The sequence below is a fragment of the Providencia sp. PROV205 genome (assembly GCF_028479505.1).
In the GTDB taxonomy this organism is placed as follows: Bacteria; Pseudomonadota; Gammaproteobacteria; order Enterobacterales; family Enterobacteriaceae; genus Providencia; species Providencia huaxiensis.
Genome location: NZ_JAMPNU010000014.1, coordinates 20,118 through 41,975 on the forward strand (window position 1 = coordinate 20,118; position 21,858 = coordinate 41,975).

The 21,858-nt window shown below is 39.3% G+C and carries 24 protein-coding genes; 16 read left to right on the top strand and 8 right to left on the bottom strand.

Features of this window, described 5'->3' with window-relative positions; translation table 11 throughout:
• Positions 1-259 precede the first annotated feature (259 nt).
• The 16 genes from PR800_RS10025 to PR800_RS10100 all read left to right on the top strand — a co-directional run bounded on the left by PR800_RS10025 (position 260) and on the right by PR800_RS10100 (position 13,363).
• Positions 260-1,078 (top strand): winged helix-turn-helix domain-containing protein, encoded by an 819-nt coding sequence (locus tag PR800_RS10025; protein ID WP_272530738.1) that lies wholly within the window; start codon positions 260-262, stop codon positions 1,076-1,078.
• Positions 1,068-1,550 (top strand): hypothetical protein, encoded by a 483-nt coding sequence (locus PR800_RS10030; protein WP_166266780.1) that lies wholly within the window; start codon positions 1,068-1,070, stop codon positions 1,548-1,550. Before PR800_RS10025 ends, PR800_RS10030 begins: the two co-directional genes overlap by 11 nt.
• 404 nt (positions 1,551-1,954) lie before the next feature.
• On the top strand, positions 1,955-2,506 hold the full coding sequence (locus tag PR800_RS10035; protein ID WP_210848936.1) for a fimbrial protein: 552 nt from the start codon (positions 1,955-1,957) through the stop codon (positions 2,504-2,506).
• Positions 2,507-2,548: 42 nt separating this feature from the next.
• Positions 2,549-3,106, top strand: a complete 558-nt coding sequence (locus PR800_RS10040) for a fimbrial protein (protein ID WP_242685810.1) — start codon at positions 2,549-2,551, stop codon at positions 3,104-3,106.
• A 35-nt stretch (positions 3,107-3,141) separates the two neighbouring features.
• Positions 3,142-5,631, top strand: coding sequence for a fimbria/pilus outer membrane usher protein (locus tag PR800_RS10045; protein WP_272530739.1), 2,490 nt, complete (start codon positions 3,142-3,144; stop codon positions 5,629-5,631).
• A 12-nt stretch (positions 5,632-5,643) separates the two neighbouring features.
• Positions 5,644-6,372, top strand: a complete 729-nt coding sequence (locus PR800_RS10050) for a fimbrial biogenesis chaperone (protein WP_210848934.1) — start codon at positions 5,644-5,646, stop codon at positions 6,370-6,372.
• A gap of 17 nt (positions 6,373-6,389) precedes the next feature.
• Positions 6,390-6,737 carry a hypothetical protein gene (locus tag PR800_RS10055; RefSeq protein WP_166266772.1) on the top strand — a complete coding sequence of 116 codons (348 nt, stop codon included), beginning with the start codon at positions 6,390-6,392 and terminating at the stop codon, positions 6,735-6,737.
• Positions 6,730-7,266, top strand: coding sequence for a fimbrial protein (locus PR800_RS10060; protein ID WP_166266770.1), 537 nt, complete (start codon positions 6,730-6,732; stop codon positions 7,264-7,266). Before PR800_RS10055 ends, PR800_RS10060 begins: the two co-directional genes overlap by 8 nt.
• 20 nt (positions 7,267-7,286) lie before the next feature.
• On the top strand, positions 7,287-7,784 hold the full coding sequence (locus tag PR800_RS10065; RefSeq protein ID WP_166266802.1) for a fimbrial protein: 498 nt from the start codon (positions 7,287-7,289) through the stop codon (positions 7,782-7,784).
• A gap of 15 nt (positions 7,785-7,799) precedes the next feature.
• Positions 7,800-8,858 (top strand): adhesin, encoded by a 1,059-nt coding sequence (locus tag PR800_RS10070; RefSeq protein ID WP_244974806.1) that lies wholly within the window; start codon positions 7,800-7,802, stop codon positions 8,856-8,858.
• The gene (locus PR800_RS10075) at positions 8,834-10,327 is read left to right on the top strand and encodes an O-antigen ligase domain-containing protein (RefSeq protein WP_272530741.1); all 1,494 of its coding nucleotides are present in this window, start codon (positions 8,834-8,836) and stop codon (positions 10,325-10,327) included. The genes PR800_RS10070 and PR800_RS10075 overlap by 25 nt, the downstream gene beginning before the upstream one ends.
• A 59-nt stretch (positions 10,328-10,386) precedes the next feature.
• The gene (locus PR800_RS10080) at positions 10,387-10,650 is read left to right on the top strand and encodes a helix-turn-helix domain-containing protein (protein ID WP_195698235.1); all 264 of its coding nucleotides are present in this window, start codon (positions 10,387-10,389) and stop codon (positions 10,648-10,650) included.
• A 98-nt stretch (positions 10,651-10,748) separates the two neighbouring features.
• Positions 10,749-11,360, top strand: coding sequence for a LemA family protein (locus tag PR800_RS10085; protein WP_272530743.1), 612 nt, complete (start codon positions 10,749-10,751; stop codon positions 11,358-11,360).
• Positions 11,361-11,389: 29 nt separating this feature from the next.
• Complete coding sequence (locus tag PR800_RS10090) at positions 11,390-12,430, top strand: hypothetical protein (RefSeq protein WP_239979272.1); 1,041 nt, start codon at positions 11,390-11,392, stop codon at positions 12,428-12,430.
• Between the two features lies 1 nt (position 12,431).
• The gene (locus tag PR800_RS10095) at positions 12,432-12,977 is read left to right on the top strand and encodes a LemA family protein (RefSeq protein ID WP_168222823.1); all 546 of its coding nucleotides are present in this window, start codon (positions 12,432-12,434) and stop codon (positions 12,975-12,977) included.
• The gene (locus tag PR800_RS10100; protein ID WP_195698233.1) at positions 12,971-13,363 is read left to right on the top strand and encodes a hypothetical protein; all 393 of its coding nucleotides are present in this window, start codon (positions 12,971-12,973) and stop codon (positions 13,361-13,363) included. The genes PR800_RS10095 and PR800_RS10100 overlap by 7 nt, the downstream gene beginning before the upstream one ends.
• A gap of 17 nt (positions 13,364-13,380) precedes the next feature.
• On the opposite strand, the gene PR800_RS10105 is transcribed toward PR800_RS10100, so the two are convergent.
• The 8 genes from PR800_RS10105 to PR800_RS10140 form a co-directional block, all read right to left on the bottom strand.
• Complete coding sequence (locus PR800_RS10105) at positions 13,381-14,604, bottom strand: RhtX/FptX family siderophore transporter (protein WP_272530745.1); 1,224 nt, start codon at positions 14,602-14,604, stop codon at positions 13,381-13,383.
• Positions 14,582-16,021 carry a PepSY-associated TM helix domain-containing protein gene (locus PR800_RS10110; protein WP_272530746.1) on the bottom strand — a complete coding sequence of 480 codons (1,440 nt, stop codon included), beginning with the start codon at positions 16,019-16,021 and terminating at the stop codon, positions 14,582-14,584. The genes PR800_RS10105 and PR800_RS10110 overlap by 23 nt, the downstream gene beginning before the upstream one ends.
• On the bottom strand, positions 16,018-16,269 hold the full coding sequence (locus PR800_RS10115) for a hypothetical protein (protein ID WP_102139519.1): 252 nt from the start codon (positions 16,267-16,269) through the stop codon (positions 16,018-16,020). Before PR800_RS10115 ends, PR800_RS10110 begins: the two co-directional genes overlap by 4 nt.
• A complete protein-coding gene (locus PR800_RS10120) occupies positions 16,269-18,407 on the bottom strand; it encodes a TonB-dependent siderophore receptor (RefSeq protein ID WP_210848930.1) in 2,139 nt (712 codons plus the stop codon). The genes PR800_RS10115 and PR800_RS10120 overlap by 1 nt, the downstream gene beginning before the upstream one ends.
• A gap of 108 nt (positions 18,408-18,515) precedes the next feature.
• On the bottom strand, positions 18,516-19,385 hold the full coding sequence (locus PR800_RS10125; protein ID WP_102139521.1) for a helix-turn-helix transcriptional regulator: 870 nt from the start codon (positions 19,383-19,385) through the stop codon (positions 18,516-18,518).
• Between the two features lie 98 nt (positions 19,386-19,483).
• Entirely contained in the window at positions 19,484-20,665 is a 1,182-nt protein-coding gene (locus PR800_RS10130) for a cyanate transporter (protein ID WP_272530747.1), read from the bottom strand.
• On the bottom strand, positions 20,662-21,129 hold the full coding sequence (locus PR800_RS10135; protein WP_166266755.1) for a nucleoside deaminase: 468 nt from the start codon (positions 21,127-21,129) through the stop codon (positions 20,662-20,664). The genes PR800_RS10130 and PR800_RS10135 overlap by 4 nt, the downstream gene beginning before the upstream one ends.
• Positions 21,129-21,815, bottom strand: coding sequence for an ankyrin repeat domain-containing protein (locus PR800_RS10140; protein ID WP_166266753.1), 687 nt, complete (start codon positions 21,813-21,815; stop codon positions 21,129-21,131). Before PR800_RS10140 ends, PR800_RS10135 begins: the two co-directional genes overlap by 1 nt.
• Positions 21,816-21,858: the final 43 nt, after the last annotated feature.

Genomic DNA, 21,858 nt, shown 5'->3' on the forward strand with positions numbered 1-21,858 from the left:
TTAGCATTAAAATTTTTTAATACTGACAGATTAATGTTTCCTTTCTTCTTATTTTCTAAGTAACTAGCTAGTTTTGAACGATTATAGAAATAACATCAAAAAACCGAATTTTAAACATAACAAGTGTAAACAAAAACACAACCAATTGATTTAAAACAAATTTTAATTTAACTCGAATTATGCTTAATTGACATATTATAAATAACAGGTATACACTAAAATAATACAAATATTTTAACGATAAATAAAAAATTTTAAAATGAACTATTTGATTAATGATCATATTACTTATGATAGTCATCAGGGGCTGTTATATACCGACGATATTAATAACGCCTTAAAACTAACAACAACTTTAAACCGTTTGTTGCTAGTCTTAGTGCAAAATAATCATGACATCGTTGACCGAGAAACAATATTACGCAGGGTTTGGGAGGAACATAACCAAGTCGTCTCTGATAATAACCTTAATAGCAGTGTATCTGTACTACGTCGTCACCTGTCTTCTTTTTCTGATGGTGAAATTATTACAACTATTCCTAAAGTTGGGATTAAATTTTCTGCTGACCTGAAAATTGAGAATGGGCGTGAGGAAATAAAGGATAATAATGACAAAGAATTGCTCACTACTGGGGTTGAACTAGGCTCTTCATCAAAGGCACCTGAAGGAGCTTCCCCCCAAGCAAGCGAAAATAAAAAAAATTACATGCTGAATAACCGGTATGTTGAAATTTCACTTATAGCTATCATTATTTTTTGCTTATTATACCTATTTAAAAGTTATTTCTTTGCAAGCCGAACAGAATATCCTGAAGTTGGTCGTATTGATCAATGCAGTATCCGCTACATTAATAGTTACCATAAACCCGATACAACAACCATCAGCTTTGCGACAATTCAAAATGAACTCACGAAATTAAACCTTGATTGTAAAAAGCCAGCAACTGTTTTTTATTATAATGTTGGTATCGTCGCGAATGATAAAAATTTATATGACAATTTCCTATTTTTGTCCTATTGCCCAACGGTACCGAAAGAGAGCGCAACTGTGAGCTGTGAGAATTTTTATGTCAAATAAACGCTCTGCAAGAATACTTTATTTATTTATCATATCAGCAATACTGGTTTCCATTACTGTTTACGCATACCATATAATTAATACCCCTATCATTCCTAACTGCCGCGCAACCGTTAAAATAAATATTTCAGATAATAAATCAGATTTAAAAGGTTTTTATCTATTAAGTGTCATTCCTAACAAAAACAAGCCTGACCAACATACTTTTGTAATGAATGGTACTATTAATGATGATGGTAAGAGCTATACTATCTCACGAAAATTTTTAATGAAAACAGAAGCATTAGACGACCATTTTTTTCTACGCGTTGAAAAAGAGTTTATTGACCCAAATGACCAAGGTAAAGATAGACCCAATATCCGAGGTATTCCAAAAGTTGACCAACTTTATTTTTTAAAAATAAAAAGATTAAACGATAAAAATTATATTTTTGAAGAAAACTTCTCTCCACTTTTTATTTGTACACTATAACAGAGCAAAATAATTGATAAAAATGCATCAAATATTAATGATTTGATGCATTTTTTTATTTTCCAAACACTCTCCACCTTAAAACACCTTAAACCCACAAATATCAAAACATTTCAACCACAATAAAATTAGCATAAAAATATTAATTTACATTAAAAAAATACTAAAACAAGCATATAAAATCTAATTTTATTAATTTTTAAGAGTTTAGTTCCAATTTACCCGCGATAGGGATAAGCTTTTCTTCGTCGAAATGACCCATGCTAAGAACAACCGTAAGGATACGTTAAGCGTTTTTTTGATTAGGAAATCGAACAATCCATTAATGGATATTTAACTTCAATCCTATAACTGTGCCTCTATTGGCACACTAGGGATCTTACTTAAATTTAAGGACGTACAATATGAATTTGAATAAACTTTCTATTGCTGTATTACTGTCAACTTCTGCATTCTCTACTTCTATTCTGGCAAGTGGTAATAGCGGTGAATTACATTTCAGCGGTCAGGTAGTTAATTCCCCATGTAATATCGAGTCAGAAAGTACTAAACAAGAAGTACCATTTGGTCAGCTTTCTCGTGCTTCTTTAGAAGCAGGTAACTTTGCTGAAAAAAATATCGCTATCAAATTAAAAGAATGTAACTTTGATGAGTTTAGCAAAGATGTTGATGGTAAATGGGTTGCTGTTAAAGATATTAAAATTACCTTTGGTGGTAAAAACTACGCTGGTGCAAATAAAGAGTTCTTAGGCGTTTCTGGCACAGCTTCAAATATTGGTATTCAAATTAAAGATTTCAAATTTGATGAAGCTAAATCTATCCTCAGCCAAATTCGTAACCGCCAAGGCGAGAACGTTCTAGAGTTCACTGCATTAGCAAAACGTATTGATGCAGCGACACCAGTAACAGAAGGTGACTTTAATTCTATCGCTGATTTTAAAATTACTTACGAGTAATTTTTTATGGGAGGGGAAATCCCTCCCAATAAAAGGCTCATCATGAATAAAAAATATCTTTTATCGTTAATATTACTTACTAATTATAATGTGGTGTCAGCAGAATATATTATCGATGGTGGTATCCGTGGGGCAACGGTTATGCAAGGTTATATTGTTTCCGCTCCGTGTTCTATCGAAACGAACAGTCAATATCAATACATTGATTATGATTCAATTTCAACTCATAGCATCGAATATAGTGAAATAAAAAAAGAGAGTAGAAAATCATTTACTATTAGATTAAACAATTGCATCAGTGAATATGACCAAGAAAATCGCAAAGGCATAAAAATACAGTTTTATGCACCACAAGATACTTATGCTGATGCAATAAAATTATCTGGACCAAAACCAGGGGTATTACTTTATATTTATGATGTAAATCATAATTTATTATCGCCAAATAAATCATATTCCATTTCAAATAGTTCTATTTATTTTGACAGTAAAACAAAGACTAGCTATTTAAAATATGAAACCGAAATAAACACATTCAATAAAGAAATAGAACCTGGGGATTATTTTGTAACGATTGAATTCAATATCAGTTACGACTAATAACATACTCATAATAATTTAATGATAAAAACACCATGGCTAAATTTAATATTTTCCACAATCTAATTATTGTTTCTTGCTTATCTAGTTTTTCTACGGTGGCATACTCCGTCGAGTTTAATACCGATATGTTAGATACCGAAGACACTAAGAATATTGATTTTAGCCAATTTTCTCAGTCAGGTTTTATTATGCCTGGCACTTACCACTTAACACTAAAAGTTAACAATGAGCGATTAGGTAATGCCCAAGATATTACCGTTGGCTCTCCAATATCAGCAGAAAATACATTATTTGATGTTATTTGCCTTCCCTCTGATATCCTCGAAAAATTAGGGTTGAAAAAAGAGGCTTTGAGCTTAGTTAAATATCGAGATAACAATCAATGTATTAACCTATCGCCTTTAGAAGGAACAACGCTAAATACGGATTTATCCACTCTAACACTGTCCCTTTTCATACCACAAAGCTATTTAGAATATTCCGACCCAAGTTGGGTTCCACCAACACGCTGGGAAGACGGGGTAAATGGTTTTTTACTTGATTACACCTTGACAGGGGCATTAACACGTCGAAATAGTGGTACCAAAGAATCTTATATATCGGCAAATGGAACAACTGGCCTAAATTTTGGTTCATGGCGCCTTCGTGCTGACTACCAAGCAAATTACCGTAAATCCTCAGGTAACTACAGCACACAATATAGTGATGCCGTTTTTAGCCGTATATTTGCCTATCGCTCATTAACCAATATTGCATCTCTTTTGACTATTGGAGAAAATTATTTTTACTCATCAATTTTTGACTCTTGGCAATATATCGGTTTATCACTAGAAACTGATGAAAATATGATGCCACCAAAATTGACCGGATATGCACCTGAAATTATTGGTATCGCCAAAACTAACGCAACGGTAATAGTCAAAAGCCGTGATCGAATCGTATTAGAAACTACCGTTCCTGCTGGACCATTTCAGATTCAAACTTTAGACAGCTCTATCCGTGGGACACTTGATGTCACTGTACGCGAAGAAAATGGCGAAGAGCAAAGATTTAGTATTACGACAGCAGCGCTGCCATATCTAACACGCCCTGGGCAAATTCGTTATAAGTCTGCTGTGGGTAAGCCACGCTATGACGGCCGCAGTTTAGAAGGCGACCTAACGACATCAGGCGAGCTTTCTTATGGCTTAAATAACATTTGGTCCGTCTACGGTGGGTCAATTTTATCAAAAAATTACCAAGCACTTTCCGCTGGTTTTGGTCGTGATTTATTCACCTTTGGAAGTTTGTCATTCGATGTAACGCAGTCTCACGCAAAATTGCCAGAGAAGACCTTAACAGGGCGTAGTTATCGCTTAAGTTACTCGAAATCATTTGATGAAGCGAGAACCGACATTACATTTGCAGGTTACCGCTTTTCCGATAAAACATATCGTTCATTACAGCAAACCTTAGATGAACGCCGTAGTGGTGTTGAAACCCAAGCTCAAAAAGAAAGCTATCAAGTTAATATTAATAAATATTTTGATGCCTTTTCTTTAGGTGGAAACTACCAATACAACACCTATTGGAATAGCCAAACGGAGGAACAATATGGCGCTTATTTAAATACCGCCTTAAATTTGCCATCACTCGGCTTAAAAAACATCAACCTAACCACATCGATAACACGCTCTCAACGTGCTGGATATCGTGATGACGCCATTAATTTATATGTTTCTATCCCGCTAACTATTGGTAGTAGCTTAAGTTTCTCGGAAGGCTATTCCAGAAACCAAAGCGGAAAACGCTCTTCAAGCCACAACGTAGGCTACAGCAACTATAGCGACCAACGGAGCTACAACCTAAATGTGGGCTATCAAGCGGGACAGATGCAAGACTCTCAAACCAGCTTTAGTGGGTATTTAACTCAGAACCTACCATCTGCATCAATATCAGCCAATGCGAGTTATGTACCAAGCCAATATCACAGCGTTGGCGGGTCGATTAATGGAGGGATTACCTTAATAAAACAAGGTATTGCCATGCACCAAGCGGCTTATGGAGGGACGCGTTTAGTTATCGAGACCCCTGGCGCTAAAAACGTACCGCTCAATGAGGGCGTTCACCAGACTAATCACTTTGGTCTTGCTGTATTGCCTAACATCAGCAGCTACCGAAAAACCACTGCATCCATTAATACCAGTAAGTTACCTGACAATATTGAAGCCCTCGATACCATGACGGATGCCACCTTGACTCGTGGGGCTATTGGTCATCGCCGACTCAATGTGATTCAAGGGGAAAAAACCTTTGCCCGTTTGAAACTGGCAGATGGTAGCTTCCCGCCATTTGGTGCCAGTGTGCGAAATAAAAATAATATTGAACTGGGCATTGTCGGCGAGCAAGGCATTGCATGGATTGTCGGGGTAATGCCAACAGAATTCCTTGATATTTACTGGGCGAACAAACTGCAGTGTCGTACTCAGCTTCCTGAGGTTATTCGCACCCAAGATATCTATCCAACTTTAACTTGTCGTTAATAAGAGAAAAAAATGAAATTGAATTTACCTTTTTTGATCCGCACTAGCACATTTATTAGCTTAATCAGCACGGCTGTGACAGCACATTCTGCAGTCACATTGGATCGCACTCGCATTATTTTTGATGGTAGCCAGCAGTCAATTAACATCACTATTCGTAATGATAATCCTGAACTTCCTTATTTAGCCCAATCATGGTTAGAGGATGATGCCGAAAAGAAACTGGAAGCGGGCCCTGTGATTGCAACACCACCAATTCAACGAATGGAACCTAAATCAAGTAGTTTGGTTCGCTTAAGTACAGCCCCAGATATAGCTAAACTACCTCAAGATAGAGAAACATTATTCTATTATAACCTGCGTGAAATCCCGCCAAAGTCAACAGAGGCTGGGGTGTTGCAAATTGCGCTGCAAAGCCGTGTAAAACTGTTTTACCGCCCAGAGTCCATTGTGGCTGAAAGTAAAAAAGAATGGACAAGACAGCTCACACTAACCCCGACAGCAAGTGGTTATCAACTGAACAACCCCACGCCGTTTTACCTCACGGTTATTGGCCTTGGTAATAGCCAAAAGCAAGCTGAGCAAAGTGATTTTGAGGCAGTCATGATCCCACCAAAATCAACGCATAGCTTTAAATCAGCAAAGTTCTCGACACCTTATTTAACATATATCAATGACTATGGTGGAAAGCCTTCGCTGGCGTTTAAATGCCAAGCATCACAGTGCAGTGTGACGGAATAGCAAATAGGGAGCTTATTATGAAATTACACCACTTGGGGCTATGGATGCTTGCAATGCCAATATTTGTTGGGCAAGCCCAATCACAAACAACAGGCACCGTGTTTGTACATGCCCGTTTAGTGGCTCCACTTTGCCAGCCTAAAGTCACAGTGCAACGTGGTGTAAGCCATATTAATACACCTATTTACCAATTTAATATCAGTTTTGCACATTGCCTTAATGCAAAGCGATACAAACGCTTACCATTTTCCATCACGCTAGGGCAAACCATGTTGTCGTCATCAAGGTCTTTAATAAAAGACTCGCTTATTTTATCTGTACCAGAAAATAACTCAGCGCGTCGCTTGGAGCTAAATTATGACTAAGTATTTATTATCGATTTTAGTTTTCAGTAGCTTACTGTTAGTTTCTAACTTGGGCTTCGCTAATAGCTTAGTCGTTTATTTTGAAGGAACTTTAATTCCTTTAGGCTGCCAATTGTCTGATGATGATACCAAAAAGAAAGTCTACCTTTCCGGTTTGCGTTTCTCTGAGCTTGAAAATCAAGGGCGTTCTGCTATTCAACCCTTTAAATTAGATCTCATTGATTGTTCGTCATTCGCTTTAAATAAAACCATCAAAATCACCTTTAATGCGAAAAATACTGAAACTCATAGCGGTATTACTTATTTAAAAACAACCGGTGAATCCAACGTGTTATTGGTACTAACCGATGGCAATAATGGACAACCATTGGAGTTTAATAAACTGCTAGATTTCAGCAAAATTACTGAATCAGGAAAAGGTTCGATTAATACATTGTCATTCGGTGTATATGCACAAAAACCATTTAATCAACCACTAAAAACTGGCAGCTTTTCCACATTAATCACTTTTAATGTGGATTACCAATAAGGAGAATAAAAGTGAGCATAATGCGAATATTAGTATTGTTCTCATTTTGGGTTTCAACAACTATGCAGGCCGATATTCTAATTAGCTTAGAAGCTACGTTAGTTCGCCCTGCCTGTGTTATCACCAATGAAAATGGGGATAAAGAACTTTATATAAATTTTCCCAATGTGGCTATTGAGCGTTTAACCGAAGAGAAAGCCACTTTTGGTATATTGATTAAACAATGTGATTTAAGAAAAAATTTGCAGATATACCTGTCACCCAAAGAAGGTTCTACTCTGAATATCAATAATGAAACTGTACTGTCTACGACGACAAAAGGCCTAGGTATTCGAATTTCAGAAGAAAATAAAAGTAGTGCAATTGATCTTCTTAAATGGCAACAAATCTACCCCAAAATTGTTGGTGACACTGCTCGTATCACATTGCAGTCACAGTTAGCAACAGACCAAAATCCACAAAGTCTTGAAGCTGGTCCATTTAGTGCTGCTCTATCCGTAATGATTGATTATCTTTAATATTAGGTAACTATAATGAAAAAAATAATTCATTTTTTATTAATGGCCGGTTTATTGCCATTATTTCTATTTAGCCAATTATCCTATGGGCTGACACGTTATGCCCCTAGCGGGGGGACTTATACTATGAATTTAGTATCAGTTAACGCTCAATTATCTTATACGCCAATAATAGGTAGCGATGGGGATAAATATTATTCAATTGCTCCACCAAACAGAGAAGGGATAGAAATTAATCAGCATACATCTCAACCATCAGGTCTCGTTTATTGTATGGTTAACTATCTATCTGGATATTATCATCCAGGATTACTTCCTAATGAAGCTTATCATCGAGTTTTTGCTTATAAACCTGATGCAGGTATTACAATAAAAGGGCTCAATGCATATAAGATCAACTCAAATACTTATTTTACCTTATATTCCAATAATAAAATCACTCAAGGATGGCAAAGAATTTTTGCTCCCGGATGTTCTAATGCTGAATTAGGTCCATTAGATGCCTCTCATTTTGTTATTCACTTCCCCTTTGAGGTACGTATCTACGTAAAAAACATCCCTGTAGATGGAAAAATTGTTATTCCTAAGTCTATGCTTGCAGGTTATACCCGTATATTTAGCGATTCAGGAGCACCAAATATCAATGTACCATCAGATAAAGCCAGTATAATACTAGACTTAACCTCATCAGTAGTGAGTTACCCCTCAAATTGTAGCTCTAATATCAGTAATTTAAATATCAATCATCAGACACTGAATGCTTATGAATTTAATAGCTTAGAAACACGCACTGTAAGCTATAAATGTTACCTAGATAGATCAGTAAGAGTGAAATTTGCTTTAGACTACGTCACTGATAGTGATCCACAGAAACGAGTTCCTTTAAAGTCTGGCAAAAATACCATTTACTCTGACCTCACCTTATATGATGCAGACACCAATCAACGTGGAAAAACTTTTGAGACAACAATTGATAAAGTAAAAAATATTCAAGTGGAAAGTCATATTTCTGGTTTTGATATGACCCCTGGTAAATATACGGGGAACGCTTGGATTATTGCGACATTTTTATAGTTCACTCAAAAAAACAAACCAATATGATTACGTTTTCTCGTGCTATATTTCTTGCTATATTTATTGTTTGGCATCTTGCTAGTCTTATTTATATCGATAGCCTAGGAAGCCTAAGACAATCATTACCACAAAACATTATTAGTTGGTTATCTATTTCCTTGACAATATCTATTATTGCATTTACTGTTTTCTATCGAAAAATTAAAATAATCATTACATTACCTGCTATTTGCTACTGTTTTTCCTTAGCCATTCTAATGATGGGGTTAATATCTCATCAGGGAGAAAATAATAGTATTGATTTTTGGTATTGGTCAGGCTGTACTATTGGTGTTTTATTATATATAGCAGGGCTGCAGGTAAGAAAAAAATGGTATATACAGTCATTTTGTATCTACTGCTATATTATGATCAGTGTGATTCAAGTATTTCTTACTGCGTATCAATATATATTTGAAGCAGATATTTTTTATCTTGCCTCTGGCATGAGGTCAAATGGATTATCACAACAAGTTAATATATTATCAGTTAACATGGCGGCTGCATGCTTATTATCTCTAATGACTCTTATATTATCACAATTTTCGTTGTTATCTGAACGCTATGAAAAAATCAGGGTTGTATTACTAGGAACTTGTATTTTATTTTTCACATTAACTTTAGTCGTTCTGCAGTCTGTTATTGCTTGGCTAAGTTTTACTGTTTGTACATTTATTTTTATTTGCCTTTTTTACAAGAAAAACCCTCTACGTGTTAGTTCTAGTTATTTTATTATTGCTGTAGCAATTTTTATTGGAATTTATCTAATAAGGCTATGCCCTCAATACATTGCAACTGACATTATGAATCAATTCCATTTAAAACAAATGTTGCGTTTTTCTATTACTTTATTCTTAGAGAATCCTTATGATGCATGGGAGCAGCCTTTTTTATTTGAAAATAGTTATGAAAGAACAGCAATTCCTTTTTTCAGCCCTAAAATGTATATTGTTCCTCATCCACATAATGAAATATTACTCTGGCTGATGACTGGAAGACTCACTAATTTGATATTTTTATCTTTATTATTAACCGGAGGTATCTATGTCGTATTTCAATCTTTTATAAAATATAAAATTAACGGAAATGGTTACCCATTGGCAATCATTCTATCAATAACCCCTATTATTATACATAATCATGTTGAATACCCTTTTTTACTTTCTGTATTACACTGGGGGATCGTCATATTATTTCTATCATTCTCAGATGCCGCTTTCGCATTAGAAAAACAATCCCTACTTTATATTAACAAGCAACTATCTTATTTATTTAGCTTTATTATATTTATTATTGGATTGGGCGTATTTATTATTGGGTTATTTCTATTTAATGGAGAAAAATCTTTTTATGCACTGGGTAGTTATGATAACGAAAGCATAGAAATTCGAGTATCGAGTTCAATTAGCTTAGAGAAAAATAACGTATAAGAAAACATAAATAAACCTTATTTTCACTCAAGTAGTGTTGTATTAATCAGGACAGTATTATGAGAATATATCAAACTGAAATTTCAAACAACTATATAGGACTACAACTTCGTAAACGCCGCTTACAAATGGGCTGGACCGCACATACTTTAGGCAAAAAATCAGGCCTAAGCCAACAGCAAATTTCCCGTTATGAACGCGGTACGCAGAATTTTACCATTCATCGACTATGTATATTTGCTAATGTACTGCAGTGTGACCTAGATTATTTTCTTGAACAAAATATCTATGAGAACCTTTCTCTTGTCGATATAAATCTTTAAGCACTGTTTAAACAGTAAAATCTGATTTTGTTATAAAATAAGATCAGATTTTCTTTATTCTAACCTCAATTTCATTCTTTTCTGATTGCATAAGCTGCATGGCTTTTATACATTTAACTCAAATCACTTATCTCGGGTTAAAACGCATCAATATGACTATCACACTTATCGTTGTATTTGTTTTACTATTATTGGCCATAGGCTGGGGGATCTCTATTTATAACCGCCTGATCAACGCTCGTAATCAAGTCAGCAATCAATTTGCCAATATTGATGTTATTTTAAAACAACGTGCAGACCAAATCCCGCAACTTGTTACCATCACAGAAAAAGCGATGGAACATGAAAAAACATTATTTACTTCATTAAGTGATGCACGCCAACGCTACTTTAATGCCCAAAATATGCATGAAAAAATTGCGGCATCAAATGAAATGAACCGTGCACTCAGCAGTCTTGTTGCCATTGCAGAAAACTACCCGACTCTCATTTCTGGTGAGCAATTCACGCAGTTACAAATTGCCTTAAGTGAGGTTGAAAATAAAATCGCGCAGCGACGTGAAGGCTTTAATGATGCAACAACAGAATACAATACCGCAATACAAATGTTTCCAGATAGCCTGATTGCGAATGCCTTTCGTTTTACAGCACTGCCATTACTTGATATTTCTGAAGATGAAAAAAAATATCACGGCGTCCAGTTTAAATAATGTCAGCGTAAAGGTATCAATGCGTGAATATGTATTTTTTACTTGGTGCAGCCATTGGCGCTTTAATTTTATTTATTGATAATAAATTTTCGATGAATAAAAAAGTAAACTGGGGAATTATTCCTTTTATCAGTGTTGCTTGTGGAATGTGGTACTCACTCTCTCCTTCTATAGGCGACTATGGCAGTATCATTTATTACGTCATTGTACTCGTCATCACCTTTTTTATTACCCGCAATGTCGTCAGAGCTAGCAAAGCTGGCTATCAACGTTATCAACGCTTACAAAATGAAGGCTCATCAAAGTTTAGTGCGTTTCTTAAAGTCCTTGTGGGAATGCTACTAGCAACTTGCCTATTTGCTGGATTCTTTATCGACATGCGGGTATTTTTTATCGCATTTGTCTTAGCCTTCGTATTTAAAGCGATTGAAAATACACCAACCAAGCGCTTCTTAAAATTTCAGAAAAACTTAGCCACTTCAAAGATACGCTCAATGGCGATGGGGCTTGTGGAAATTGAAGGAAAAATTACTGCCGGGACAGTTATAAAAAGCCAGCTAGGCAATAAATCCTGCTATGGCTCCTTTTATTTTGAATATTCCATATCAAAAGATAAAGATGGTAAAAAGAGTTATACCTTACAAAATAGCAAATACAACATGCACAGCTTTACCCTAACGGATGATACGGGCTCTGTTAAAGTAGAATGTGACCCTGATTATTTTATTTACCCTGGCTTAGAACCGCATATGGATATTGAAAGCGGTAATCGCCGTTACAAAGAATATTTACTTGAACCAAACAGCAGCTATTTATTAATTGGCACTGCAGATGCCAATGAAAAAGGGGAGCCCGTTATTATACGTAAGGCACCTCATATGTTATTAGGCGTCTCACCTTCTAACTATGTCGTCCGTTGGAACAAAACGGGTCCATTGCGTCGAAATTTAGCTATTACCGCCATGATTGCACTTTTTCTGATTGGTGTGATTTTGGTTACCCCGATGGATTACAAAAATGGGCAGCTCAATATGTATTTCGACCAGATTGCATTATTTGGTGATGACTAACATGGAAAAGCTTATTTTTTTCATCATTATCGCTGTTATTGGCTATGTTTTTATACGCTATTTTATTAATATTTATAATAATATTGTATTCTTGAATAATAATTGCCATAAGGCATTCGCGAATATTGATGTGTTATTAAAGAAGCAAGTTGAATTAGTTCCTGTATTAACCCAAGTTGCAGATAAAGCGATGGCACATGAAAAGCAGCTATTTAGTGAATTAATGGCAAGCCGCCAGCGCTATTTATCGAGCACCGCGATTGAAACCAAAGTCGATACCGCAAACCAGTACCCATCAAAAATAAAGCCACTGATTGCTGTCGCTGAAAAATATCCAACACTAATCAGTAAAGCGGTGTTAATGGAATTACAAACCCAAGTAAAACATATTGAAGACCAAATTGCAGACCGACGTGAGTTTTTCAACCAAACCGTCACACTCTACAATACGGATATTCATGTTTTCCCCAATCTTATTTTTGCCCGGTTATTTGGTTTTAAAAATATCCCCCTGCTATTTAGCCAACAGGAGCGTTCATCATGGTAAGTATCCCTTTCTCTTGGTTTGGTTTCACGGATTGGCTCATTGAACAAGAGGCAGGGCTTATCATTATGTTTGCGACATTTGGTACGCTACTGTTAACTTTTGTCGTGCTTACCATCCTCAATATATTCGGGTTAAAAAAGTACTCGCTCTATATTGCTGGCGCGTTATTGTGCTCCATTTTCATAAGCATGATGGTCATGATCCCACTGCTACTACTTTTCAGTATTGAAAACTCAATTAAGTTGCAACTTGTTTGGGTAGTGATTGTTGCCAGTTGCTTAATTTCATTTTTAAGCAACCGACATTATTTAGATATCTACTTCAATTCCATTAAAAAGAAAGCGGATAAAGAAGTCAAAAAACAAAATAAGAAACGTAAAAAATAGCACTTACTCTATTTATATTAAACTTGCTCTGCTTCTAATCTTTGCACATAACGGTAATGTGAAAATGTCACTAGCAACGCTATAAAAGCAATTAATACTCCTAATATAAACCCACCTGAATAGCCTACCGCTGCCGTTAAACCAACAAGCATCATTGAACTGACTAACTCCCCAATGTCCCGTGTGCTTTGTACCGCGGTCATGTCAGTACCCGCTTGCTGATAACGTGATGCAAATTGCATCCCTGCTGTCATTATCGCGACCGAGGTGATCCCCGCAGATAATGAACCAAATGTAATACACAGTGCAACTAAGCTCATTGACACGCCACTGAAAGATTGTAGCAACCACAATAGTGAAGAGAGTAAAGCAAATAACAGACCAAATGAGAAAGCGCGCCACACACCGATTTTACCGATTAACCACGCCCCACCGCCACAACCTAGTACTAATGTGACCATTCCACCAGCCATGCCCATTTTACCAATTTGCGCTAATGACCAACCTGCATCATTTAAGAATAATTTGGCTAAACCAAAACCGGAAACAGCCGTCACCGCAGAAAGCAAAGTTAATAACAGTAAACGCGGAGCACCACGGCGTTTAACCGTTTTTAATAGACTCGCTTTCTCGTTCATTTCCTGTGTGATTGATGGTGTTTTTAATGGACAGAGACTAATAAACACTAAACTGAGTAACGGTACACAAGCTAAAACCCCCAAGGCAAGGTGCTGGCCTAAACTTTCACTCATGATCATCAAACCTGCGCCACCAACAAAAAAGCCCGCCATCACCCCAGCTATCTGCACCGCATTAATCTTTGATAACATTGTGCCACTGACCTGCTCCGCAGCCATACCATCTGTTGCAATATCTTGGGTGGCACTGGCAAGTGAAGCGACAAACAACAAAACAATGCAGGGTAAAGCATTCGCAACTGACAGCCCGATGGTACTTAACGCAAACATCGTTACCGTCACAATGATTTGCATTGGAATAATCCAGCTTTTACGACGGCCTAAATGTTTCCCCCAATGGTTATCAACAAACGAAGCCCATAAAAACTTTACCACCCACGGCAAGCCGACTAATGGCAAAAAAGCCAATGCTTTCAGTTCCCCACCATCATGGCGTAAAAAAGTAGGCAACGCATCCATTGCGATCCCCATCGGTATCCCTTGTGCAAGATAAAGTAGCCCCAACGTCACTACTAACTGTTTATTCTGTAATAGATCTTTCATACCCACTCCGTGCACGTTTTGCTGTGCATGACAATTTTCGACAACCGAATAAAATAAGTAACAGCCCTATTCCGCCACATAGCAAAACAAGATTGATACGAGAAAAAGGCAACGAGCCAAACAAATAAGAGGCAATAAATGCGAGTAGCAACAAAATGGCAGAGAGAAAAAGGGATATCATCAAGCTAAACTGGGCATTTTTACAGAGTAAACTCGCGATACATGCTATCCCCCAAACCATAAAAAAGTGTATTGGCAGCAAAGCAGTGAACCATGGCATTACGGCTAGCAGCACACATGCGGACAACAGCAACCCACCGCAACAGCCCACGATGAACCTTGCGGCTAGGCTATGCATTCTTTTCCAACACCACATGGCGAGGCCAACAGAAACCAATATCAACCCACTCAACCCTGCGATAAAATGCAGGTAACTCAATGTATTACTTACTTTAGGCAGCCATTGATATTGCCCATAATGCAAGGGTTGGATGGCAATAAAAGCACGTGTCCAAAAGCCTTGCTGTGCAGAATCTCGCACTGCAACTAACTGGCGTTTTTTACTATCAAATTGATATTGTTCGAAATTAGAAGTGGATAACTGCCCATCACGCACTCCGCCAATCACCCACGTATCACCTTGTTTGAACAAGGTTTGAGGTATAAAGCTAGGGAGCGTTTGCTGTAATGCGCTGACTGCCGCAGTAATCGAGCTTTCAGCCACAGAAACGGGTGTTTTTAGTGGCTCAAACTCCCCCATCAAGGTTTTCATGATAATGTGTGGATTATCCGGTGCCGCCCTTTCCCCAAGGGAGACGGTTCCGAGCGCACCTAACCCCGATAATGCGCCGGTAAACGCAAATAAAACCAGCCACGGATAACACCATAAGCCAAGCCAGCTATGTAAATCGTGAAGCAATACTTTTAAGTGTGTGGTGCGTGGCAAGTGCAACATTGTGGCTATTCTGCGACGTTGTATCACTAGCCCTGTGATTAATAAGACAACTAATGCAAAACCAAATAAACTGATAAAAATACGTCCAGGAAAACCCATAAATAAGTTTTTATGTAATGTCACTAGCCACATTGTCGGGCTATCTAATACAACCAATTCACCGTTAATCGCGCTATAGCTGAGTTCGCATTTCCCCATGCTTTGGCAAAAAGTAATCACTGGGTTGTGCTGTTCTGGCAATTGGATCATGGTTGCACTTGGTTGCAACGCAAGGAGCTGTTCGAGTGGTAATAACTTACCTGAAAGTGGCACATTGTTACCCCACAACCTCAATGCATCACTGCCTAAGCTCCAGCACCCGGTGAAAAAGATCACAAACAGAAAAACACCAAATAGCGCCCCCGCACTGCGATGTAATTGGTTTAAACGACGAGTGAGGGAAAGAGGCTGTTTATGCTTCATATCCACCCACCTATCATTAAAAATAGCGGCAATGGCCACCAACTATAGCTGCGTACTAATATTTGCCGCCAATTTGATGCACTGAGGTTATAAACCAATAATCCCATTGAGGTGATAACACTTAGAAATATCGCACCATATAAGCGTTCGAGCGGATCTGTTGATGGATAAAAACGTGCTATCAACATCGATAGCACGATCCCACTGAACAAGGTGCCAATAACTGCTAGGCAACTCACTAATTTCATTAGAAATCAGCCTTCAATGTAAACATCACATTACGTGGGTCACCATAGCGGTTATTCCATTGAGGAGAGAACAACCCTGAGTAATAACGACGGTCAAATAAGTTATTCACGTTAACCGCTGCCGTCCATGTTTCATCGATTTGATAACCTAAACGAGCATTGAAAATGGCATAACCGCCTTGGCGTAAAGTCACATTGCCGTTACTTGTACTGTATGCACTCTGGGCTTGCATGCCACCGCCCAAACTCCATTTTCGCTCATCCCAAGGTAAGTCATAGTTAGACCAGACGCGCAACATATGTCGCGGAGTTAAGGTGTTGTAAGACTCACCTTCGCGCTGGCTGTCATCACGGTATTTCGTATCCGTATAGGTATAACCCACAGAGACATCCCAAAATGGGGTCAGATAACCAATGCCTTCAAGTTCAAAGCCTTGGCTACGGACTTTACCACCACTAATGAAATAGTTATTAAAGCCCCCCGTTGGGTGCGCAGGGTCAATTTGTGGATTATTTTTGATATCGATTTGGTAAATAGCACCGGATAAGTTTAATCCGCCATTGAATAGCGCACCTTTGACACCCGTTTCAAGAGTTTGCCCTTCAACAGGCTTGAGCATTTTTCCGCTCCACGTTTTTCCTGTTTGCGGCTGATAGACCGTTGAATAGCTGCTATACCATGACCATTGGGGGGTAAAATCCCAAATTACGCCACCATAGGGGGTAAGACGGCCATTTTCCGTGAAGTTTGCTGTTGGCGTTTTGACATCCCACCAGCTATCGCGTACACCTGCAATAACCGTGACAGGTTCGATCACTTTGATGCGCCCCATCCCATATAAGCCTTTTTGCGTTGTTTTGGTTGGCCCAGCTGAACTATAAGCGCCAATACTCGGTTTTGGCACGCTGTGAGGGTTCCAACGATACACATTCACAGGCACATTTAAGGCGGGGTCTAAATCTGCGCTATATTGTTTTTCACTGGCATGTGAGTAACTTGCACCGACAACCACATCATGGGTTAACCCCCACGCGTCCACTTTGCCGTTTAAACTGGTATCTAAGCTGGTTTGTTCGTTACGAAATTTATAGGCGCCCCCCATCAGCATCGCACCATCACCCGTAACTGGGTCGATATTTCCCCATGCGCCTGCATACAGTAATCGAGCATTCACATGTTGATATTCTGCGTTAAGCTTATATTGCCAATCATCGTTGATTTTATGTTCAATACCCGCAAATGAGCGGGATGTATCCCACTTGAAGCGATCCCAATCTACATCTAAATAGGTTTTACGCGGTAGATGTAAATCACTGCCATCTTTACCAAAAGGCACCCCTGCCATATTGGTGACAGAATCAATGGTTTGGAATTGCGCGCCCATACGCAGCAAGGTGTCAGGGGTAATATCGATATCGACCGTACCGTACATCAAACGGGTTTGTTGATCAGAAACATCATAAAAATAATCTTTATCTTCCCACGCCATAACAAATCGCCCACGAACAGAGCCAGATCCATTCAGTAGCCCGCCAACATCCACTTCGCCGCGATAACGATCCCAACTTCCCGCACTTAAACTCAACTTGGCCATGTTTTCTTTTGGTGCATGTTTTCGCACCATATTGACAGTTGCCGCTGGGTTTCCCATACCATGCAATAGGCCGTTCGAGCCCCGCAGAATTTCGACCCGCTCGTATACCGCCATATCTTGAGGTGAGCTCGCCATATTCCCTAGTAACGCGGGCACGCCATCAATTTCAAATGAGTCAATCTGGAAACCACGGACATAATAAGCGGTTGTTAACTTCACATAAGGCGCGCTGGTTACCCCTGTTGCACGTTGCATTACATCATCAAGGGTTTGTAGGTTTTGTTTTTCAATTTGCTCTCTATCAATCACGCTAACAGATTGCGCCACTTCTCGCGGCTTAAGGGCAATTTTCCCAAGCGTTGTTACACCGGGTGCAACATAGTCATCATCAACCTCTGAGGATGCTGTCACTTGTATAACATCCTGTTTCGGTTGTACTAACTCTGGGTTTGCTTGTACAGACCAACTCACTGTTGCACACAAAAGGGCACAAGGTGTTAAGCGGAATATTCCGCGTGACTTAATGTTATAAACGGACAGCATTTCCCACCCTAAAAAAGTTAAATGATAATTGTTATCAATTTAGCAATTAATGTGATGGGTTACTTTCGACTGCCGGAATTTGTCTATCGTTATCCGGCACATCGATTGTTATTTTTTGAGTTGATTCGGGGAAATACCAAAGCGCTTGCGAAATGCAACGGAGAAATGAGCGGGGGTATAACCGACTTGGTAAGCTACGGTTGAGATATTTGCATCATTCATACTCAGCAGTTGAAAAGCCGTTTCTAAACGGTACTCCTGCAACCAGCCATAAATACTGTTACCGAATAATTGACGGAAACCTTGTGTAAGTTTACGGGTATTGATCCCTAACCGCTTAGCCAGTTCATCTAAACTGGGCGGAGATTCTATTTCCTGAATCAATATCGTTTTTGCCATATGCAGACTATCAATATCTCGCTGCCGTAATGTGCCCATAACCGCCGAATTCGCACTAGATAACGAATGATGTAAGCATAATGCCGTAATTTCAGACACTTTAGCGCTTAAATATAGCTGGCGTAATGATGAATGGGTTGGGCAAGCAAATAGTTGATGCGTGATTGCTAATATATTGGGAGGAATAACCAACTGTAATAGTTTTGGGGAATTTGGGTGATAACACGTATCTGGCAAACTTAATTGCTGCGCATCCAACCATTCAGGGGAAATATCTATCATGGTGTATTTCATGGTTTGTTGGCCATAAAATTGATTATTCAATAGATAATTTTTCTGGCTGCCCGATAAAATCAAAGAAGGCGAATTCACTTCAACATTTTGTCCCGCACTACTACGGCAGCCCATTGCACCTTGATGGATAGCCACAATTTTTAGCCCAGCGGCTTGCTCTTCTTCAATACCTAAATCACGGTTAATCAGAAACTCACCGCGACGGATCCGAATAAACTCACCAACAGAGTGTTCTTCTCGGGCTGAATGCGCTTGAGTGAATTTATCTTCGATGCGCTGCTGCATAAAGGCTCTTACCTAGACGAATAAATAAACAGTGATAGTGACAAAAAAACACCAAGATAACAATAATTATCATTCGCAATAAATAAAGAGGAGATTAATCAGTTTAAATTGAAGATTTGACTGTAGCTTTTAGGGTTCAAACGCAAATAAAGAATCAATGTTACTAATACAAAGACCACATGCATTGCCCATACCCATGTAAAACTCTGGCTCAATTGCTGTATCCACGCAGCACATAGTGGCCCAAAAGCTGCAATAATGAATCCCCCAGCCTGCATCAATGAAGTCAATGCCCCTGCACTAACCGGGTGAGGTAGGTGGTCTAAAGCGGTAATAATACTTAATGCAAAGCAGCCACCTAGCCCCATGCCTAATAACGCAACCCATAAAAGTGGCGCATCGCTGGCAAACAGCATCAACCCAGAAAAACCAAGAGCTTGGCAACTGAGCGTGACAATCAACCAAAAGCGACGGTCAATATTATGCGATGCAAATACGGGTATCATAAGCGCAGATAACGCCTGAAAAACCGTTAATATGGCAACAAATGAGCCACTTTGTGCAGCACTCATTCCCTGCTCTTGGAAAAAAGGTGCCAGCCAAGTCACCACGGTGCCATATCCTGCATTAATCAGCCCAAAGCCTGCCATCAACAACCATGCTCTCGGCTTGCGTAAGAACACCAATACTGAGACCCGATCTGCTTTTGAGCCCCGCTCCGTGTGTACATTCGCCCAAATAGCCAACAGCGCCAACAAAGCAGGGAAAGCTAGCCACGCTAAGGCACTCTGCCAATGGCCTGTCATTTCCTCAACCAAAGGCGTAAGCTGTGCGCCGATAGCGCCTCCCGCCATCAATGTGGCTGAATATAGCCCGGTCATCATCGCCATTTTTTGGGAGAAATTCGCTTTAATGAGCCCAGGAAAGACCGACTGAATATAAGCCGCGCCCACTCCACATAAAAAAGCGGTTAATAATAAAGCCGCACCATCCGCAACAAAGTAACGAGCGAGTGAACCGACTAGCAGTAACAACATTGCCGTACTGATACCCGCACGTTCGCCTATACGTTGGTTTAACATCGGTACAACCAATGCCCCAACCCCCATCAATAACATGGGTAACAGCGTTAAAAGCGAAATACTTTGATAACTCATCCCTGTCGTTTGAATAATATTGTCGATGACAGGCCCAGGCCCCGTCATAAAGGGTCGTAAGTTCAGCCCGACTAAGACAATGGTCAATATCAATGACAACGAAGATGGTGCTGTTTTACTCATTGAGATTGCCGTTCCCACCACTGTTGGTACAGGGTGCTACGCGTTTCATCATTAGGTTTTAATTGCTCAAACCGTAAACCTGATTGCTGCTCAGGAACGACCCTCAGCGCTTTTGCTATGGCGTCCGTAGAGAGCCCAAAAGGTGCGGCATCATCATTTGAATAGGCGTAGACGACCCGAGAGATCCCCGCCATTCGCATCGCGGCCAAGCACATCGGGCAAGGCTGCCCACTTGCATAAACCACACAGTCATCCAATTTCACACGGCTTAATTTTTGCCCTGCTTGACGCAATGCCATCAGCTCCGCATGGGCGGTTGGGTCATTGAGCTCAAGCATCTGGTTAACGCCACTTGCAACCACTTGCCCATCACGGACAACTATTGCGCCAAAAGGCCGTCCGCCAGCTTGCACGTTCTCCATTGCTAAGTTGATAGCTTGTTGTAAAAATTGCGTATCCGTCATTATTTCGCTCCTGAACGCTCAAGAATTTCGATTAAATTACGGTAACCTTTACTTTTCGCCAGCGTCAACGGTGATATCCCCGAACCATCCGCTAAATTGACATCTGCGCCACCTTTAATTAATTCAGTGACAATTTGTGCGTACTTATCGCTACCATCACCCAAAATAATCGCTTCAATCAGTGCAGTCCAACCCAACCGATTAACGTGATTGACATCAACACCCGCATCAATCAAGGTTTTGACCGTGGCAACATGGCCGCGCTCTGCTGCGGGGATCAACGCAGTTCCCCCGTAGCGATTGGTACTTTTCAAATCAGCACCATGTTGCAGAGTCAATACAAGTATCTCTTGCAAACCACGCGCCCCTGCGTACAAATAAGGGGAGTCTTGCATATTATCCCGTGCATTCACGTCCGCGCCTTGCTCAATCAAAAAACGGGCAACCTCAAGATGGTTTTCATGGGTTGCCGCCATCAACGCAGTACGTTGGCGTGAATCTCGCTGTTCAATGTCCACGCCCTGCTCAACTAAGGACTTAACACTTTGTAAGTTACCTTGTTCAGCCAATGATACCAAAGAGTTAGCTTGTGAATTTGCCATGCCTTTCCCCATAAATATCAATGAAATCATAAGAATGCTAGCTAAGTGAACCAACCATTTTGCACGTAAAAAGAATGTTTTCATGATTAATCTCCCCTATGACTCTTTAATCTACTGAAAAAGTATG

What these genes read in the sequence shown, in the direction of transcription:
- PR800_RS10095 (WP_168222823.1), top strand. Translation starts at nt 12,432, where the DNA reads ATGGAAAAGCTTATTTTTTTCATCATTATCGCTGTTATTGGCTATGTT.
- PR800_RS10130 (WP_272530747.1), bottom strand. Translation starts at nt 20,665, where the DNA reads ATGAGTAAAACAGCACCATCTTCGTTGTCATTGATATTGACCATTGTC.
- PR800_RS10135 (WP_166266755.1), bottom strand. Translation starts at nt 21,129, where the DNA reads ATGACGGATACGCAATTTTTACAACAAGCTATCAACTTAGCAATGGAG.
- PR800_RS10105 (WP_272530745.1), bottom strand. Translation starts at nt 14,604, where the DNA reads ATGAAAGATCTATTACAGAATAAACAGTTAGTAGTGACGTTGGGGCTA.
- PR800_RS10045 (WP_272530739.1), top strand. Translation starts at nt 3,142, where the DNA reads ATGGCTAAATTTAATATTTTCCACAATCTAATTATTGTTTCTTGCTTA.
- PR800_RS10055 (WP_166266772.1), top strand. Translation starts at nt 6,390, where the DNA reads ATGAAATTACACCACTTGGGGCTATGGATGCTTGCAATGCCAATATTT.
- PR800_RS10030 (WP_166266780.1), top strand. Translation starts at nt 1,068, where the DNA reads ATGTCAAATAAACGCTCTGCAAGAATACTTTATTTATTTATCATATCA.
- PR800_RS10070 (WP_244974806.1), top strand. Translation starts at nt 7,800, where the DNA reads ATGAAAAAAATAATTCATTTTTTATTAATGGCCGGTTTATTGCCATTA.
- PR800_RS10090 (WP_239979272.1), top strand. Translation starts at nt 11,390, where the DNA reads ATGTATTTTTTACTTGGTGCAGCCATTGGCGCTTTAATTTTATTTATT.
- PR800_RS10115 (WP_102139519.1), bottom strand. Translation starts at nt 16,269, where the DNA reads ATGAAATTAGTGAGTTGCCTAGCAGTTATTGGCACCTTGTTCAGTGGG.
- PR800_RS10025 (WP_272530738.1), top strand. Translation starts at nt 260, where the DNA reads ATGAACTATTTGATTAATGATCATATTACTTATGATAGTCATCAGGGG.
- PR800_RS10065 (WP_166266802.1), top strand. Translation starts at nt 7,287, where the DNA reads ATGCGAATATTAGTATTGTTCTCATTTTGGGTTTCAACAACTATGCAG.
- PR800_RS10085 (WP_272530743.1), top strand. Translation starts at nt 10,749, where the DNA reads ATGGCTTTTATACATTTAACTCAAATCACTTATCTCGGGTTAAAACGC.
- PR800_RS10120 (WP_210848930.1), bottom strand. Translation starts at nt 18,407, where the DNA reads ATGCTGTCCGTTTATAACATTAAGTCACGCGGAATATTCCGCTTAACA.
- PR800_RS10080 (WP_195698235.1), top strand. Translation starts at nt 10,387, where the DNA reads ATGAGAATATATCAAACTGAAATTTCAAACAACTATATAGGACTACAA.
- PR800_RS10060 (WP_166266770.1), top strand. Translation starts at nt 6,730, where the DNA reads ATGACTAAGTATTTATTATCGATTTTAGTTTTCAGTAGCTTACTGTTA.
- PR800_RS10050 (WP_210848934.1), top strand. Translation starts at nt 5,644, where the DNA reads ATGAAATTGAATTTACCTTTTTTGATCCGCACTAGCACATTTATTAGC.
- PR800_RS10100 (WP_195698233.1), top strand. Translation starts at nt 12,971, where the DNA reads ATGGTAAGTATCCCTTTCTCTTGGTTTGGTTTCACGGATTGGCTCATT.
- PR800_RS10035 (WP_210848936.1), top strand. Translation starts at nt 1,955, where the DNA reads ATGAATTTGAATAAACTTTCTATTGCTGTATTACTGTCAACTTCTGCA.
- PR800_RS10110 (WP_272530746.1), bottom strand. Translation starts at nt 16,021, where the DNA reads ATGAAGCATAAACAGCCTCTTTCCCTCACTCGTCGTTTAAACCAATTA.
- PR800_RS10140 (WP_166266753.1), bottom strand. Translation starts at nt 21,815, where the DNA reads ATGAAAACATTCTTTTTACGTGCAAAATGGTTGGTTCACTTAGCTAGC.
- PR800_RS10040 (WP_242685810.1), top strand. Translation starts at nt 2,549, where the DNA reads ATGAATAAAAAATATCTTTTATCGTTAATATTACTTACTAATTATAAT.
- PR800_RS10125 (WP_102139521.1), bottom strand. Translation starts at nt 19,385, where the DNA reads ATGCAGCAGCGCATCGAAGATAAATTCACTCAAGCGCATTCAGCCCGA.